Genomic DNA, 15525 nt, shown 5'->3' on the forward strand with positions numbered 1-15525 from the left:
TCCTATTCTACAATGCAAAGTTATTACAAGCTCTCCCCGCCGTCTGCTTTGATGACGGTTCCATTAATCCAATTAGACTCCTCTAAACTCAGCAAATAGACTACATTGGCAACATCTTCTGGCGTAGTTAAGCGTTTAAAAGGATTTCGTATAATAGCTGAATTTTTTAAAACGTCATGCCCAGGTATCATTTTAAAAGACTGAGTTTCGACCATTCCAGCTTGAATGCAATTCGCTGTTATTTTAAACTCAGCAAACTCTACTGCCATATACTTCATGAGCGTTTCTAAACTGGTTTTGGCTACTGAAACGGCAGCATAATGCTTCCACACGCGTTGATTCCCTTCGCTAGTAAAGGCTAATAATTTTGACTGTTCGGCAAACAATCTGGCCTCAAGGATTGCTTTGGACCAGTCGTAAAAACTATAGGCCATAGCATTGGCGGTGATTTGCAAATCCATCTGATTGAGAGGTGAATCTCCTGTCATCGCCTTCAAATTTCCTTTAGCGATGCTATGCAAAAGCAGTTTTATCTTACCAGATTCCCCTAGAAGTTTTGGGAGTTCAGTGATAAATTCGTTTCTCTTTTCTGAATTTATCGCGTCAAAATTAAAGGTTTTCAATTCTACACCACACTGCTTAATCTCTTCAAATCTAGCTTCGATTTCTTGAAAATCACTTCGCCTATCTCTATGAATGATAAGTAAATTCCAACCCTGCTGAGCTAACTTTAAGGCTGAAGCATACCCCAAACCTTGACTTCCCCCAAGGATTAAAGCATAATTGTGTTGAGATGACTGTGGCATAGGTATCCAATTATAAATGAGTTCATATCAAATTCAGAAGAAAATTTACTTTACCATTGAAGCAAAATTCTTTGTGCAGAAAATCCAGGCCCAAAACTTAGCATTAGTCCCTTTTCTCCTTTTTTCATATCTTTCTTTAGCATTCTTTCTAAAACATAGAGAACTGTAGCACTACTCATATTCCCAAAAAGCCGAAGCACTTCTTTGGTATCATCTATGTTTTTGCCCATAGCACCAAACAAAGCTTCTACTGTATTAATTATTTTCTTGCCGCCGGGATGAAAAATAAGATGATTGATGTCTTCTATTTTTGTATCGTTAGCTTTAAGAAAAGGGTGAATAATATCTGGAAAATGATCGCTTATTTTTTCTGGTACATCTATATCTAAGATCATTTTTAGACCAGAATTAGTCAAGTCGAAACCCATCATATGGGTATCGTTATAAAAATGATACATAGATTCATCTATGATTTCCGGACCTTTACAAGCCTCTTCTGAAGACATGAGCACACAGGCAGAACCATCGCCAAAGATGGCAGAACTTACCATATTGGCCATAGACAAGTCATTGAGTTGAAACGTGGCAGTTGGCGCTTCAAAAGATACAATAGCAGCTCTCTTATTGGGATTGGCTTGCAGAAATTGCTTGGCATAAATCATTCCCGAAATTCCAGCGGCACAACCCATCTCGGTTACGGGAAGTCTTACGATATCTTGCCGTAATTCCAAATCATTAATCAAGTAGGCATCTAAGGATGGGATCATAATCCCAGTGCAGCTTACTGTAATGATATAGTCCAAACTTTCTGGCGACCAGTCGGCTTGTTTTAAGGCCTTTTCTAAAACCTTTTTACCAAGTTTCTTCGCTTCACGCACGTAGATTCTATTTTTATCCTCAAAAGAAGTCGCTATAAAAACCTCTTCAGGATTCATGATCGAGTAGCGTTTATCTACTTGAGCGCCTTCAAATATTTTGATGACCTTTCGTTGAAATCTTTCGTCTTCATCTGCCAACCAAGTCTCTACAAAAGGAATAATATCTTTTGTTTCCTTAAAATATTCTGGATTCTGGGTAGCAACCGTTTCTATCTTAACACTCATGAGCTATAAATAATCCACTGGTATCGGAAAGCCCAATACCATTTGATGTGGTGTTTTAGGTTTAAATTTTTGGCGTAAGTTTCAAAATCTTTTGCCTTAAAGCCTCTTAAGATGGAGGTTAATCCATCTTTCCTTGCAATATCTGAATTTACAAAGACTAGACAATAGAGTTTAAAAAGTTGATAGGCTAATTTATGTCTATGTAAATCGTTAATAAGCACGCCGTATTTTGTTTTTTTTTCAAGTACGGGGAGCAGTTTTTCTATAAATTGATCTTCAAAATGATGAAGAGTTAAGCAGCACGTGATAATATCAGCTTGGAAATACTCAAAGTCCTCACTAAACACATCAATGACCCGATAAGAGATATTCTTATAATCTACAGACAATTCTCTTGCAATCTCAATAGTATGTGGATTGGCATCTATGCCTATAAGTTGAAGGTTGAAATCTTGTGATTTTGCCCATTTGGAAATATGGCGTAAAGCATCTCCACTTCCACAGCCTAGATCCGCTATGACTAAATGTTTTTGATTTCTATCTTTCAGTAATGTTTTAATTCCCTCAATAGTTGCTCTGTGTCCCCCAAGTTGTGTATTGATTCTATCTATTGTAGCAAGGACGTGCTTAAGATCTTCTCCCTTAAAATCGAAACCATCCATGATTTCTTCTTGCTTACTTCTTTTTTTGGTTGAAATAGTACTCATTGAATTGGCTTTCCGTGGGTTTGCTGAATCATTTTTTTTAGCAAAAAGGGTGATTTTAAAACCATCCACATTCCATAACGGGTGAGTTGAGGTTGCAATAATATCTTTTGAAAAATAGACCCGAAAATAAGTCTTTTTTGAAAGGTTTTCTTCCAAATACGCGAATAATTCGCTTCCAGTTTATCTCGATCTTTATGTTCGAAATAGCTCTTTATTTCATTAGAAACTAACTTGGCAGAATGTATAGCCATTGCCATACCATTTCCACACAAAGGATGAATGAGCCCTGCAGAATCTCCTGCCATAAGCATATGCTGTTCTACAGCCTTTTTATTTTGAAAAGAGACTTGAGAAATGGCTAGATGCTTTTCGAAATCCATTTCAGAATTCTCTAAAAAAGATTTCAGATAGGGGTTTTGCGATAAGATTTTCTGGTTAAAATCTTCAATTGATTTTGCTTTTTTAAAGGTATCGTAATGAGCGAGATAACAAAAATTGACTGACCCAGTTTCTGTTTTTGATAATCCACAATACCCGCCCTCAAAATTATGCAATTGAACTAAACCTTCAGGAAAATCAGTTGATGTATAGTGAGCTTTTATCCCAATCCAAGGGGTTTTTTGAGTAATGAAAGATCTATCCATCTTTTTATCTATGTTGGAGCGCTTCCCATAACTCCCAATCGCTAGGATAGACATAAAGGTTTGTTGTGCAGTTTTGATAATAAAGCGGTCATCGATAAATTCAATATCAGTTACCGTTTCAAAAACGAAATCAACTCCATTGGCTTTCGCTTTTTTAAACAAGAGATGATCGAAAGCATACCTTGAAATACCAAAGCCTCCGAGTGGTAGTTTTATTTCAACAAGTTGGCCTTTTCTGTCGCTCAATTGAAGGCGGTTAATATGATCTGGCGGAGTCGTTTCAAAGTTGACTCCCAAGCGATTTAAGTAGGGAAGCACTTCGTTGGAAACATATTCTCCACAAACTTTATGTTTTGGATAGTTGTCTTTTTCTACGAGCAGAACTCGCAAACCATCCTTAGATAAATCTATTGCAGAGGTGAGCCCCGCAAGACCACCACCAACTATAATGACATCATATATGTTCATTCTTGAAATTTAGGCATAAAAAAAATCCTAAAGTTGATTTAGGATTTTCTTGTGACTTCTTAAAGCTTATTGAGCTTTTTGTCTTGCTTCATCTTTTAACTCTTCACTGGCTACAATGGCGAGTTCTACTCTTCGATTTTTAGACCGACCTTCTGGAGTAGTATTATCAAACTTAGGCTGCTCTTCTCCATACCAATTGGTATTGATCCTTGAAGTAGATATCCCATTACTACTTAAGTAGTCGGTGACTGATTGAGCTCTTCTTTTGGATAAGTCCATATTATAAGAATCACTCCCTGTAGAATCGGTATGGCCTTCTACAATAATATTTGTTTTAGGATACTTTTGAAAAATGCCGATCAATTTCAAAAGAGAAATTTCAGATTCCCCAGCAATATTAGATTTTTCAGTAGCAAAATAGACCCCTGAATTTTCGTCGAAAGTCACATTAATTCCTTCTCCTACTCTTGTGACTTCTGCTCCAGGTATTTCTTGATCAATATCTTTAGCTTGCTTGTCCATTCTATTACCGATATAAGCACCAGCAGCGCCACCAACAACCCCTCCTATAATAGCGCCAAGAACAGAATTATCACCGTCTCCTGTGTTATTACCAATAACTCCGCCAATTACAGCTCCACCGGCAGCTCCTGCAGCTCCACCTCTTTGAGTCTTATTAGTATTTTTAACCGCTTCACAAGAGCTAAATAAAAAAGCAATGGCTAATAATAGTCCTAGTATTTTGTTTGTTTTTAATTTCATAATTTATTGTTTTACAAATGTCATTTCAATAATGACTTCTTTATTTTCTAAGGTAACTTTTTGTTGCCACACCATTTGGTCTTCTAACAAAGATTTAATGCTTACTCTACTCCCTTCATCCACCGCTTTAGCCTTTTGGTTTGTGGTGATTTTGAATAACATTTCTGGGGTAGAACTCTCAACAGTTTGTTTATCGATATACCACACGAAATTCTGTTCTTGTTTATCACATGCATTGCCGTCCAAAATAAAATCGCCTGTTGCGTTATTTGAAACGAAACTCCATTGTGAATTTTCAAAACAAGTGACTTCTGCTAAATTGAAAATAGCAGTATCAAAAAATCCAGATGAATTGGGGAAGCTAACTTCTTCTAAAACCCAATCTCCTTTCAATTGTCTTTCAACTTTGTTTGCTAAATAAGCAGAGCCACATGAGGTTAGTAGCAGCGACAAAGCAATAATCGTAATATATTTCATAAGTTATTTAATTAATTCAAAAATGTAATAAAAAAATCCATAAGCCATTTTAAAAACAAACTTATGGATTTAAACTAGATATTGATTACTTCCTAAATAATCTTCCAATAATGGAAATAACAAATAAGACTATAAAAATGTAAAAAATGATTTTGGCAATTTCAGCGGCGCCTTCCGCAATTCCTCCAAAGCCAAGCACAGCAGCTATAAGTGCAATAACTAGAAAGGCAATAATCCATCGTATCATAATTTAAGGTTTTTGGTTGGTCTATCAATATAATAAAAAATTATGACGTTAGGATTATTTTAATAGTTATTTAATCTTTTGAGTTCGTTTTCAAATTTCAGTTTTGCTAAATATTGGTCCTCTAATTCTTTGGCAAATGGGATAGGTGTGGATAAACTAGCAACTCTTTTTATTGGTGCATCTAGATATTCAAAGCAATGTTCTGAAATAAGTGCGGAGATATCGGAAGCAATTCCTCCAAACAAAGAGTCTTCTTGGAGTATAATTACTTTCCCAGTTTTCTTTACTGAAGTAAAAATAGCGGTTTCATCTAGGGGGGATAAACTTCTTAGATCCAAAACCTCAGCAGAAATCTCTGGACAACGTTCTAAAACTTCTAAAGCCCAATGAACTGCAGCGCCAAAAGTAATTACTGTAATACCCTTGCCTTCTTTTAAGAGGTTAGCTTTCCCAATTTCAATAGAGAAATAATCTTCATATACATCTTCTCTTATGCTTCTATATAAGGCTTTATGCTCAAAAAAGAGAACTGGGTTTGGGTCTTCTATAGCTGCTGCCAAAAGACCTTTTGCATCTTGTGGCGAAGACGGATAAACCACTTTAAGACCAGGAATCTTTGTAAACCAAGCTTCGTTGGTTTGACTATGAAATGGCCCCGCTCCTACTCCTGCCCCACAGGGCATACGAATAACAACATCTGCTTTTTGACCCCATCTGTAGTGAACTTTTGCCAGATAATTCGCAATTGGATTGAAACCAGAAGTCACAAAATCACTAAACTGCATTTCAACTACAGATTTTATATCTTGTATGGATAGTCCCATAGCCGCCGAGACAATAGCAGACTCGCATATTGGGGTGTTTCTTACTCTATCCTTTCCAAACTTTTCGACAAAGCCATCCGTAATTTTAAAAACCCCTCCATATTCAGCTATATCTTGGCCCATAATAACCATCGTCTTGTATTTCTCCATACTCTGCTCGAGGCCTTTCGAAATAGCATCAATAAATCGCATTTCAATTTTATGAGAAGGTTTTTGATGCTCATCGAGAGTGAACTGCTGGTATACATCCTCTAATTCTAGCTTTTCATCTGGCTCAATGCTAGGCTCTTTGTTGGTTCTCTTCAGATGTTCATTGATTTCTGATTTTATGTCAGATTTAAATTTTGAAATCTCTTCTCTGGTTATAAATTCAGATTCAAGCAAGAACAGTTCATAATTTTCAACTGGATCTTGTTTTTCCCAATAGTCCATCAATTCCTCCGGAACATATTTAGTACCACTAGCTTCTTCGTGCCCTCTCCTTCTAAAGGTTTTAAACTCAATCAAAACAGGTCTAGGATTCTCTCTAACCTCTTCAGCAATTTCTTTCATTTTAGTGAAGACTTCTACAATATTATTGCCCTCTATAATATGAGATTCCATACCGTAGCCCTTACCTTTATCTGCAATATGTTCACAGTTGAACTGTTCGGATACAGGAGTTGAAAGCCCGTAGCCGTTATTTTCTACGCAAAACAAAACAGGCAATTGCCAAACAGAAGCTATATTAAGAGCTTCGTGAAAATCGCCTTCACTAGTTCCTCCTTCTCCAGTAAACACTGCAGTTACAGCTTTTTCATTCTTTAACTTATGCGCTAAAGCAATACCGTCTGCTACACCAAGTTGTGGGCCTAAGTGAGAAATCATACCAATAATTTTATACTCTTGAGTACCAAAATGAAAACTTCGATCTCGGCCTTTTGTAAAGCCATTTGACTTTCCCTGCCATTGAGAAAATAAACGATACAAAGGAATCCCTCTCTCCGTAAACACCCCTAAATTCCTATGCATGGGTAAGATATATTCTTCTTTATTTAAAGCCTTGGTGACCCCTATAGCAATAGCTTCTTGACCAATGCCAGAAAACCATTTCGATATTTTTCCTTGCCTTAAGAGTATTAACATTTTTTCCTCTATAAGTCGTGGCTTTAGCAAACTGCGATAAAGATCAATATGATTTTCTCTGGAAAGAGAGTGATGTTTAAAATCCATAGGTGTTGTTTTGTAAGTTTTCAAATTTATCATAATGATAATTCATAATTAATAGGAATCTGAAAATTCTTGTTGAATAAAATTCATTAAATTTGTATTTCTAAAATTTCCACGTATGTCTATGACCAATATACCCAGTGTAAATCTATCAGATTTTTTATCTGATGACCCAAAAAGAAAACAAAAATTCGTCAATGAAATTGGCTCCGCCTACGAAGAAATAGGTTTTGTAGCTTTAAATCATCATTTTTTAGATGAAAAATTGGTAGAAGAACTTTACTCTCAAGTAAAAGCCTTTTTTGAACTTTCTGAGGATGCAAAAAAGAAGTATGAGCGTGAGGATTTGGGGGGACAACGCGGATATGTTTCCTTTGGAAAAGAGCATGCTAAAGGCAAAAAAGAGGGAGATCTTAAAGAGTTTTGGCACTTTGGGCAAGAACCAGCTGAGAATGCAAATCTAACTGAAGAATATCCAGCAAACATAAACGTTGAAGAATTACCTCAGTTTAATAAGGTAGGTATGCAAGCTTATAAAATGTTGGAAAAGACTGGAATTTATGTTCTAAGAGCTTTAGCCTTATACATTGGGTTAGATGAGTTTTATTTTGACCACTGGGCAAGCAACGGAAACTCCATACTTCGTCCTATCCACTATCCGCCTATTAAAACCGAACCAAAAGGGGCCGTAAGGGCAGGTGCTCATGGAGATATCAATCTCATTACTTTGCTTATGGGTGCCTCTGCTGGTGGCTTGCAAGTAAAAAGAAAAGATGGCGAATGGATTGATGCGATTCCCAAACAAGATGAGTTGGTTATCAACGTAGGAGATATGCTGGAAAGGCACACCAATAATAAACTCAAGTCCACTATACATAGAGTGACCAATCCTCCTAAAAAAGAGTGGGATAAACCAAGATATTCAATTCCATTCTTCTTACATCCTAGAAGTGAAATGCCTCTAGACTGTTTGGAAGAATGTAGTTCTGAAGACAACCCAAAACAGTATGAAGATATTACCGCAGGCGAATTTCTAACTCAGCGCTTAATAGAAATTGGCCTTATTAAAAAATAAATTATGGATCTTAAAGATCAATTAAAGGATTTATTTCCAGATCACGAATCTCAGGAGAACAGTCAACCTCCATCCAAAAGTGAAGAGTTGGATATTTGGCTTCAAGACGATCCTCTTATTTGCGAATATTCTAAAAGAAAAGGGAAAGCAAACACCTTGATAAAAGGCTATTCTGGAGCAAAGAAAGATTTCCAAAACCTCACCAAAGTTTTAAAAAAAGAGATTGGTGTTGGAGGGAGTCATAAAGAGGAGGTCATCATCATTCAGGGAGATTACCGAGATCAAATCATGCAAATCCTAAAAGATATCGGTTTCAATGTAAAGCGCGTTGGAGGCTAGTTTCAACCTAGGAATCTTATAGCCTAAATCAAAATCCTATTAAGTGAATTGACCTCAAAAAACAAGTCTAGTTTCTACATCAAGAATCTATTGTTTGTCTAGATCAATTTCAATATTTTAAATAAAACATTTGGATTGGAAGTTCATCCCAATCCATCAAAACAATTAATATGCCTATAGCATCATCAGAATTAATCTTAAATCCAGACGGTAGCCTCTATCACCTCAATTTAAAACCAGAGGATATTGCCCATACCATTATCACCGTGGGAGATCAAGAACGGGTTGCAAAAGTAACCTCCTATTTTGATGAGATTATTTTTGAAACTCAAAAGAGAGAGTTCAAAACTCAAACTGGATTTTATAAAGGCAAAAAAATCACTGTCATCTCTACAGGAATTGGTATTGATAACATAGATATTGTTCTTAATGAACTAGATGCCTTAGTTAATATCGATTTAAAAACTAGGGAACTTAAAAAGAATCATCAGAAGCTAACTATTGTAAGGATAGGAACGTCTGGTGGGATTCAGCCTTTCGTAGACTTAGATAAATTTGTGATGAGTGAAGCTAGTGTTGGATTTGATGGCTTGCTGCATTATTATAAAAACGATGTGACCAATGTAGAGGCGACAAAAGCTTTATGCGATCATCTAAAGGTTTCACCAAAAAAACCTCAACCTTACATCGTTGACGCAGATCAGACTCTCATCGACCATTTCCTTAAAGAGTCAAATGTTGTCCTTGGATATACAGGAACGAATTTAGGCTTTTATGGACCCCAAGGAAGAACTTTACGTCTTCAGCTAGAAGATCCAGATTTTATAGACCAACTCGTATCCTTTAGATATGAAAATCATAGCATAACTAACCTGGAGATGGAAACCAGTGCAATTTACAGTTTAGCCAAACTTCTTGGCCATAGAGCTTTATCCATGAACGCCATCATTGCCAATAGAGCAACAGGCGGATTTAGTAAAGACCCCAAAGCGTCTGTAGATTCTCTTATTCGTTTCACCCTAGACAAATTATCTAAGCTTTAAGATGATGAGTAATAAGATGAAACACATTAGAGTGGGTGGTGTCCCAGAACATTTTAATCTACCGTGGCATTTATGCATCGAAAATAAAGAATTCGAATCGCATGATATAAACCTCACTTGGACAGATTTTCATGGCGGAACAGGAGAAATGAGTGAAGCTCTTAAAAATGATGATGTTGATGTTGCCGTTATGCTTACGGAAGGTTCCATAAAAGAAATCTGCGAAGGCAACCCATTCAAGATTTTACAAAGTTATGTGCAGACTCCCCTTATGTGGGGCATTCATGTTGATGCTAACTCCAAGCACCATGTTATGAAGGATTTAAGAGGTAAGACCGCTGCTATAAGTCGTTACGGATCTGGATCGCACCTTATGACGTATGTGAATAGCAATAATAATAACTGGGATACAAAACATTTGGATTTTAAAATCATTAAAAATTTAAATGGTGCAGTAGAATCTCTTACTGAAGGGACATCAGATTATTTTTTATGGGAACACTTCACGACCAAACCTTTAGTAGATAAAGGAATCTTTAGAAGAATAGATGATGTCCCTTCACCTTGGCCGTGTTTTGTAATTGTAACCACTGAAACATTTATAAAAAATAATTCTGAAGTTATTCCTGCTATTTTAAAACCGCTTAACCAGAAAAGCAAAGCTTTTAAAACAATTGAAAACATTGAGGACTTAGTTTCAAAACGCTATCAACTTAAAATTGAAGATGTTAAACAGTGGCTTTCCATAACGGAATGGAGCCAAAAACAAATTTCTGAAGATGATGTTTTTATCACTCAAAAAAAATTAATTGACCTGGGGCTGATTTCAAAGGGAAAAACTTATTCTGAAATTATTTATTGATCCACGCAACCAATCCTATTATTTAGCATCTATATTAAAGGATAAAGCTTTATCCTGAAACCAAAAATTACTTATGATTTATTTGATTATACTTATCTCTCTATTACTAATCAATTTAGCACTACTCAAATTCAGCTGCGATTGTCCTGATTTTGTTTCTAAAAAATCGAAGAAGAAACTTTTGAAAAAGAATATAAAAATCAATACTCCAAAAGTCTGGTCTAAAGAAACAACTGCCTCAGACCCTGTACTTGCTGATAAATAGAGAATTACCAGTTTACTGGGGAAGTATTTTGTTTAACTAAAATCGTATTCGTTTCACTGAAATGTTTGTTGCCAAACCAATAGCCTCTATTTGCGCTTAATGGTGAAGGGTGACCGGAAGTTAGAATATGATGCTTTACCGGGTTGATTAATTTCGATTTCTTCTTAGCATAACCACCCCAAAGTAAGAAGACTATTCCTTCCCTTTCTGAAGATAATTTTCTGATCACTTCGTCTGTAAAAATCTCCCAGCCTTTATTTTGATGACTCCCTGCCTCGTGCGCTCTAACGGTTAAAGTAGCATTGAGTAGTAAGACTCCTTGTTTAGCCCAAGATTCTAAATTACCATGCTCTGGGATTTCTATATTTAGATCTTCTTTCAATTCTTTGTAGATATTGATAAGGGAAGGAGGAGCCGATATTCCTTTAGGGACAGAAAACGATAAGCCATGAGCCTGCTCCGGACCATGATAAGGATCCTGTCCCAAAATCACCACTTTGGTCTTTTCGAATGGGCAAAACTCGAAGGCATTGAAAATATCTGCCCCTTTAGGATAACAGGTATAGTTTTTATATTCAGTCTTTATGAAAGTTATAAGGGACTTGAAATAAGGTTTATTAAACTCATCTTTTAAGATTTTTTTCCAATTTGCTTCAATCTTTACCTCCATATATTATGCGTATTTTTGCGAGACTACGAATGTAGAATTTTAGTATGATAAACATTAGCGAAAAATCCTTAATAGATTTAGAATTTCCAACAATTTGTGGACAGTTGAGCACCTATTGTATCACCGAAAAGGGACAGCAAAAAGCTCTCGACCTAAAACCCTATACCTCTTATAAGTCCATCTATTTTCACCTGCAACAGACTGAAGAATACAAATCTTCAGCACTTCAGGAAAAACCTATCCCCAACCATGGCTTTGAAAGTGTAGATGAGGCCGTAAAACTTTTACACATTGAAGGGTCGGTGATGGAACTCAACGGCTTTAGAAAAATTTTAAATTTATCTGAGACCACGAATATTCACTTAAAATACTTTCAGAAGTATAAAGAACTATACCCTAATCTTTTCAGATCTACTCAACCTATAGAATATACAACTGATATTGTAGATGAGATAAGACGGATTATCGACAAATTTGGAGATGTTAAAAATGATGCCACTCCAGAACTTTTTAGAATTAGAAAGACTATAAACGTTGCTAAGGGTAAAATCAACTCTAGTTTTTCTAAAGCCTTATCAAAATATATTAGCTATGGTTACCTAGATGATATAAAAGAAACCATAGTAGATAATGTACGTGTACTTGCAGTAACAGCCATGCACAAGCGCAAAGTAAAAGGAGCTATGCTAGGGAGTTCAAAATCTGGAAATATTGTTTACATCCAACCTGAAGAAACACAAAATTCTGAAAGAGAACTAGATGAAGCTGAATATGAAGAAAAAGAGGAAGTCAATAAGATTTTAAAAGCCTTAACAAACTTCTTAAGACCTTACATAGATTTACTGAAGGAGTATCAAAATTATCTAAGTGAGATTGACCTTGTTTCCGCTAAAGTGAAATATGCAGAGTTGTATGATGGATTACTTCCGAAAATAACCACAGATAAGGAAATCTTTTTAAAAGATGCTTATCATCCTTTATTATTGATCAATCATAACAAAACCGGAAAAAAAACCTATCCACAAGACATCACTTTAAACGATTCTCAACAAATTATCGTGATTTCTGGCCCTAATGCAGGAGGAAAAAGTATAACGCTCAAAACCATTGGCTTAGTCCAGATCATGCTCCAATCTGGTATGCTCATTCCGGTTCACGAATACTCTAGGATTTGCTTTTTCGATAAAATCCTTACCGATATTGGTGATAACCAAAGTATTGAAAACCATTTAAGTACTTACAGCTATAGGCTGAAAAACATGAAGAAGTTTTTAAAAGTCTGTGATGATAAAACTTTATTTTTAATCGATGAATTTGGTACTGGATCCGATCCTGAACTTGGTGGTGCCATAGCTGAAACCTTTTTGGAGGTCTTTCATGAGAAAAAAGCCTACGGTATTATTACAACCCATTATGCCAACCTTAAAATGATGGCCAATGAGAATCCTGAAATCGTAAATGCTAATATGGCTTTTGATAGCTATACTATGGAACCCTTATTTGAGCTGAAGCTAGGAGAAGCAGGAAGTTCTTTCACCTTTGAAGTTGCTCAAAAAAATGGAATCCCCTTCAGTTTGATTAATCGGGCTAAAAAGAAAGTCGAGCGAGGTAAAATCAGGTTCGATAAAAGTATCGCTAAGCTACAAATGGAACGTTCTAAACTGGCTAAAACAAATTCAGAATTAAAATCTAAAACCACCGAAACCCAGAAAGAACAGGAAAAACTCGATGAAATTAATTCTAAAATCCAGCAGAAGCTAGAAAGTTATCAAGAACTTTACGATAGTAATCAACGTATGATTGGTATCGGAGAGAAGATCGATAAAATTGGACTACAGTACTTCAATAATAAAGATAAGAAACTGCTTTATTCCAATATTTTAAAAGTCGTAGAAAAGGAAAATTCCAAGAGAATCAAACAGACCCGGAAAGACGAAAAAATCCAAAAGCAAAAGGAGCATAAGGTCAAGGAAGAAGCACAAGAAAAGGTTGAAAAAATAAGGCAAAAGAAGAAAAAAGAGAAAACTAAAGAGGAAGAAAATGCTTCGAAAACTTCTGCAAAACCTATCTTCAAAAAAGGGGATTCTGTTAGACTACAAGATGGGCGTGCGGTTGGTACTATCGATAAATTTGAAAAAGGAAAGGTAGTCATCAATTATGGAATGTTTACGACCAGTGTCTCCGATAATCAAATTGAACTTGTAAAACGAGCCAAATGAACCTACCAGAAGATAAAAAAATAGTCTTGTTTGATGGTGTTTGCAATTTCTGCAACGCTTCTGTACGCTTTATAATGAGAAGAGATAAAAAAGACCTGTATAGGTTTGCCTCTCTTCAAAGTGATCTCGGCAAAAAAATGACAGAAGAAAGGGGTATTGATTCCTCTAAGGTGGATTCCATCATTTTAATAGATCCAGGACATGCTTATTATATTAAATCAACGGCTGCCCTCGAAATTTGTAAGGATCTAAATGGACTATATCCTGCCTTGAGCATCTTTTTATTTATTCCCGAAGGTTTTAGAAATTTAGTTTACGATTATATAGCTAAGAATCGGTACCAATGGTTTGGAAAAACAGAAACCTGCCCTATGCCTTCAAAAGAAGAACAGACCAGGTTTCTAGATACTTAAAACTAGGATTTGAAAACTGGCAAAATCTTGGTCGAGACTTCACCAAAACCAATTCTAACTTCGTAATTCTGGTAATATCCACGTAGGGTTACCGTATCGTTATCTTCAATATATCGGCGTTCTTCACCACCATTTAATTTAACTGTTTTAGAACCTCCCCAAGACAACTCAAGCATAGAGCCGTAAGAATCTGGTGTGGGGCCAGAAATAGTTCCACTCGCCATCATATCACCACTATTCACAGGACATCCATTAACCGTATGGTGAGCTAACTGCTGGCTCATATTCCAATACATATATTTGAAATTAGATTTTGTAATAACCATCTCATCAGAATTTTCTGGCTTAATTGCTACTGAGAGATTGATATCAAAACTTTTTTTATCGGTGGTTTGTAAATACGGTAATAGTTTCTTGACAGGCTTAGGCCCCTCTACTCTAAAAGGCTCTAAAGCGTCTAAAGTAACGATCCAAGGAGAAATTGAGCACCCAAAGTTTTTGCCAAGAAATGGTCCTAAAGGCACGTATTCCCACTTTTGGAGATCTCTAGCACTCCAGTCGTTGAAGAGTACCATACCAAAAATATAGCTTTCAGCGTCTTCTATTGGTATTGGTTCTCCCAAATGGTTACTATCCGTGGTAATAAATGCCATTTCTAATTCGAAGTCTAACTGTCTGGTGGGCCCAAAAATTGGCTCATCAGATCCTTTAGGTAATTTTTGCCCTTGCGGCCTGTGAATAGGAATTCCACTTGGCACTATAGACGAACTCCTACCATGATAACCGATTGGCGCATGGAGCCAGTTAGGCAATAAAGCATTTTCTGGATCTCTAAACATCTTACCTACATTGGTAGCATGCTCCTTACTAGAATAAAAATCTGTATAATCTCCAACTTGGACGGGCATTTGCATTTCAATCTCATCCAAAGTAAATAAGACAGTTTCTTTGTCTTTTTCGTTGGACTTAAATTCATCATTATTAACGTCAAATAGTTCTGCAACTCGATTTCTGACAGATCTCCAGGTTTTTCTGCCATCTGCAATAAAATCATTTAAGGTATCCTGCAAAAAAATATCATCTGTCAATGGAATATCTTTAAAATAGCCAAGTTGGTGCAAAGCACCTAGATCTATTGCATAATCACCAATGCGCGTTCCTATGGTAATGATATCATCTCTGGTAAGAAAAACACCAAAAGGAATATTCTGAATAGGGAAATCTGTATTATCGGGGAGATCCAACCAAGTTTTTCGAGAAGGATCATTAGCTTTTAAAGACATAGTATGATTTTAGTATGTTGAAATTAATCTTAAATCTTCCTTCAAATATATTATTTTATGCGAATTAACCGTTCCAAATAATTAAATTTGGACCATATTTAACTTTAAA

General features: G+C 36.0%; 16 protein-coding genes. 6 read left to right on the forward strand and 10 right to left on the reverse strand.

The genetic code is table 11. The features are described 5' to 3' along the window. Positions 1–23 precede the first annotated feature (23 nt). The 8 genes from PGOND44_RS04405 to PGOND44_RS04440 form a co-directional block, all read right to left on the reverse strand. Positions 24–806, reverse strand: coding sequence for an SDR family oxidoreductase (locus tag PGOND44_RS04405; protein WP_003437153.1), 783 nt, complete (start codon positions 804–806; stop codon positions 24–26). Positions 807–856: 50 nt separating this feature from the next. Beyond that, entirely contained in the window at positions 857–1909 is a 1053-nt protein-coding gene (locus tag PGOND44_RS04410; RefSeq protein WP_003437155.1) for a type III polyketide synthase, read from the reverse strand. After that, entirely contained in the window at positions 1906–2616 is a 711-nt protein-coding gene (locus tag PGOND44_RS04415) for a methyltransferase domain-containing protein (protein ID WP_003437157.1), read from the reverse strand. The genes PGOND44_RS04410 and PGOND44_RS04415 overlap by 4 nt, the downstream gene beginning before the upstream one ends. Then, positions 2613–3728, reverse strand: coding sequence for an NAD(P)/FAD-dependent oxidoreductase (locus tag PGOND44_RS04420; RefSeq protein WP_003437160.1), 1116 nt, complete (start codon positions 3726–3728; stop codon positions 2613–2615). Before PGOND44_RS04420 ends, PGOND44_RS04415 begins: the two co-directional genes overlap by 4 nt. A gap of 66 nt (positions 3729–3794) precedes the next feature. Further along, a complete protein-coding gene (locus tag PGOND44_RS04425; RefSeq protein ID WP_003437163.1) occupies positions 3795–4490 on the reverse strand; it encodes an OmpA family protein in 696 nt (231 codons plus the stop codon). 3 nt (positions 4491–4493) lie between these two features. Further along, entirely contained in the window at positions 4494–4967 is a 474-nt protein-coding gene (locus tag PGOND44_RS04430; protein WP_003437165.1) for a lipocalin family protein, read from the reverse strand. An 85-nt stretch (positions 4968–5052) separates the two neighbouring features. Beyond that, positions 5053–5214 carry a DUF1328 domain-containing protein gene (locus tag PGOND44_RS15230; RefSeq protein WP_003437166.1) on the reverse strand — a complete coding sequence of 54 codons (162 nt, stop codon included), beginning with the start codon at positions 5212–5214 and terminating at the stop codon, positions 5053–5055. Between the two features lie 59 nt (positions 5215–5273). Then, positions 5274–7250, reverse strand: coding sequence for an alpha-ketoacid dehydrogenase subunit alpha/beta (locus tag PGOND44_RS04440; RefSeq protein ID WP_003437167.1), 1977 nt, complete (start codon positions 7248–7250; stop codon positions 5274–5276). A 121-nt stretch (positions 7251–7371) separates the two neighbouring features. Between PGOND44_RS04440 and PGOND44_RS04445 the strand changes: the two genes are divergently transcribed. The 4 genes from PGOND44_RS04445 (at position 7372) to PGOND44_RS04460 (ending at position 10566) form a co-directional block, all read left to right on the forward strand. Continuing rightward, on the forward strand, positions 7372–8322 hold the full coding sequence (locus PGOND44_RS04445; protein WP_003437170.1) for an isopenicillin N synthase family dioxygenase: 951 nt from the start codon (positions 7372–7374) through the stop codon (positions 8320–8322). Between the two features lie 3 nt (positions 8323–8325). Continuing rightward, complete coding sequence (locus PGOND44_RS04450; RefSeq protein ID WP_003437175.1) at positions 8326–8661, forward strand: translation initiation factor; 336 nt, start codon at positions 8326–8328, stop codon at positions 8659–8661. 170 nt (positions 8662–8831) lie between these two features. Then, complete coding sequence (locus PGOND44_RS04455; protein ID WP_003437178.1) at positions 8832–9704, forward strand: nucleoside phosphorylase; 873 nt, start codon at positions 8832–8834, stop codon at positions 9702–9704. Positions 9705–9720: 16 nt separating this feature from the next. Further along, complete coding sequence (locus tag PGOND44_RS04460) at positions 9721–10566, forward strand: substrate-binding domain-containing protein (protein WP_040555798.1); 846 nt, start codon at positions 9721–9723, stop codon at positions 10564–10566. 269 nt (positions 10567–10835) lie between these two features. Here PGOND44_RS04460 and ung read toward each other — a convergent pair whose 3' ends face one another. Then, positions 10836–11501 carry a uracil-DNA glycosylase gene (gene ung / locus PGOND44_RS04470; protein WP_003437185.1) on the reverse strand — a complete coding sequence of 222 codons (666 nt, stop codon included), beginning with the start codon at positions 11499–11501 and terminating at the stop codon, positions 10836–10838. Positions 11502–11545: 44 nt separating this feature from the next. On the opposite strand from ung, the gene PGOND44_RS04475 reads away from it, so the two are divergent. Continuing rightward, complete coding sequence (locus PGOND44_RS04475; protein WP_003437187.1) at positions 11546–13720, forward strand: endonuclease MutS2; 2175 nt, start codon at positions 11546–11548, stop codon at positions 13718–13720. Then, the gene (locus PGOND44_RS04480) at positions 13717–14133 is read left to right on the forward strand and encodes a thiol-disulfide oxidoreductase DCC family protein (protein ID WP_003437188.1); all 417 of its coding nucleotides are present in this window, start codon (positions 13717–13719) and stop codon (positions 14131–14133) included. The genes PGOND44_RS04475 and PGOND44_RS04480 overlap by 4 nt, the downstream gene beginning before the upstream one ends. Positions 14134–14135: 2 nt before the next feature. Here PGOND44_RS04480 and fahA read toward each other — a convergent pair whose 3' ends face one another. After that, on the reverse strand, positions 14136–15416 hold the full coding sequence (fahA, locus tag PGOND44_RS04485) for a fumarylacetoacetase (RefSeq protein WP_003437189.1): 1281 nt from the start codon (positions 15414–15416) through the stop codon (positions 14136–14138). Positions 15417–15525: the final 109 nt, after the last annotated feature.

It is taken from the genome of Psychroflexus gondwanensis ACAM 44, assembly GCF_000355905.1.
GTDB lineage: Bacteria > Bacteroidota > Bacteroidia > Flavobacteriales > Flavobacteriaceae > Psychroflexus > Psychroflexus gondwanensis.

Bases quoted from the DNA above. Each gene is read 5' to 3' on its own strand.
- PGOND44_RS04440 (WP_003437167.1), bottom strand. From the start codon at position 7,250: ATGGATTTTAAACATCACTCTCTTTCCAGAGAAAATCATATTGATCTT.
- PGOND44_RS04460 (WP_040555798.1), top strand. From the start codon at position 9,721: ATGAAACACATTAGAGTGGGTGGTGTCCCAGAACATTTTAATCTACCG.
- PGOND44_RS04420 (WP_003437160.1), bottom strand. From the start codon at position 3,728: ATGAACATATATGATGTCATTATAGTTGGTGGTGGTCTTGCGGGGCTC.
- PGOND44_RS04405 (WP_003437153.1), bottom strand. From the start codon at position 806: ATGCCACAGTCATCTCAACACAATTATGCTTTAATCCTTGGGGGAAGT.
- PGOND44_RS04450 (WP_003437175.1), top strand. From the start codon at position 8,326: ATGGATCTTAAAGATCAATTAAAGGATTTATTTCCAGATCACGAATCT.
- PGOND44_RS04475 (WP_003437187.1), top strand. From the start codon at position 11,546: ATGATAAACATTAGCGAAAAATCCTTAATAGATTTAGAATTTCCAACA.
- fahA (WP_003437189.1), bottom strand. From the start codon at position 15,416: ATGTCTTTAAAAGCTAATGATCCTTCTCGAAAAACTTGGTTGGATCTC.
- PGOND44_RS04480 (WP_003437188.1), top strand. From the start codon at position 13,717: ATGAACCTACCAGAAGATAAAAAAATAGTCTTGTTTGATGGTGTTTGC.
- PGOND44_RS04425 (WP_003437163.1), bottom strand. From the start codon at position 4,490: ATGAAATTAAAAACAAACAAAATACTAGGACTATTATTAGCCATTGCT.
- PGOND44_RS04430 (WP_003437165.1), bottom strand. From the start codon at position 4,967: ATGAAATATATTACGATTATTGCTTTGTCGCTGCTACTAACCTCATGT.
- PGOND44_RS04415 (WP_003437157.1), bottom strand. From the start codon at position 2,616: ATGAGTACTATTTCAACCAAAAAAAGAAGTAAGCAAGAAGAAATCATG.
- PGOND44_RS04410 (WP_003437155.1), bottom strand. From the start codon at position 1,909: ATGAGTGTTAAGATAGAAACGGTTGCTACCCAGAATCCAGAATATTTT.
- PGOND44_RS15230 (WP_003437166.1), bottom strand. From the start codon at position 5,214: ATGATACGATGGATTATTGCCTTTCTAGTTATTGCACTTATAGCTGCT.
- ung (WP_003437185.1), bottom strand. From the start codon at position 11,501: ATGGAGGTAAAGATTGAAGCAAATTGGAAAAAAATCTTAAAAGATGAG.
- PGOND44_RS04455 (WP_003437178.1), top strand. From the start codon at position 8,832: ATGCCTATAGCATCATCAGAATTAATCTTAAATCCAGACGGTAGCCTC.
- PGOND44_RS04445 (WP_003437170.1), top strand. From the start codon at position 7,372: ATGACCAATATACCCAGTGTAAATCTATCAGATTTTTTATCTGATGAC.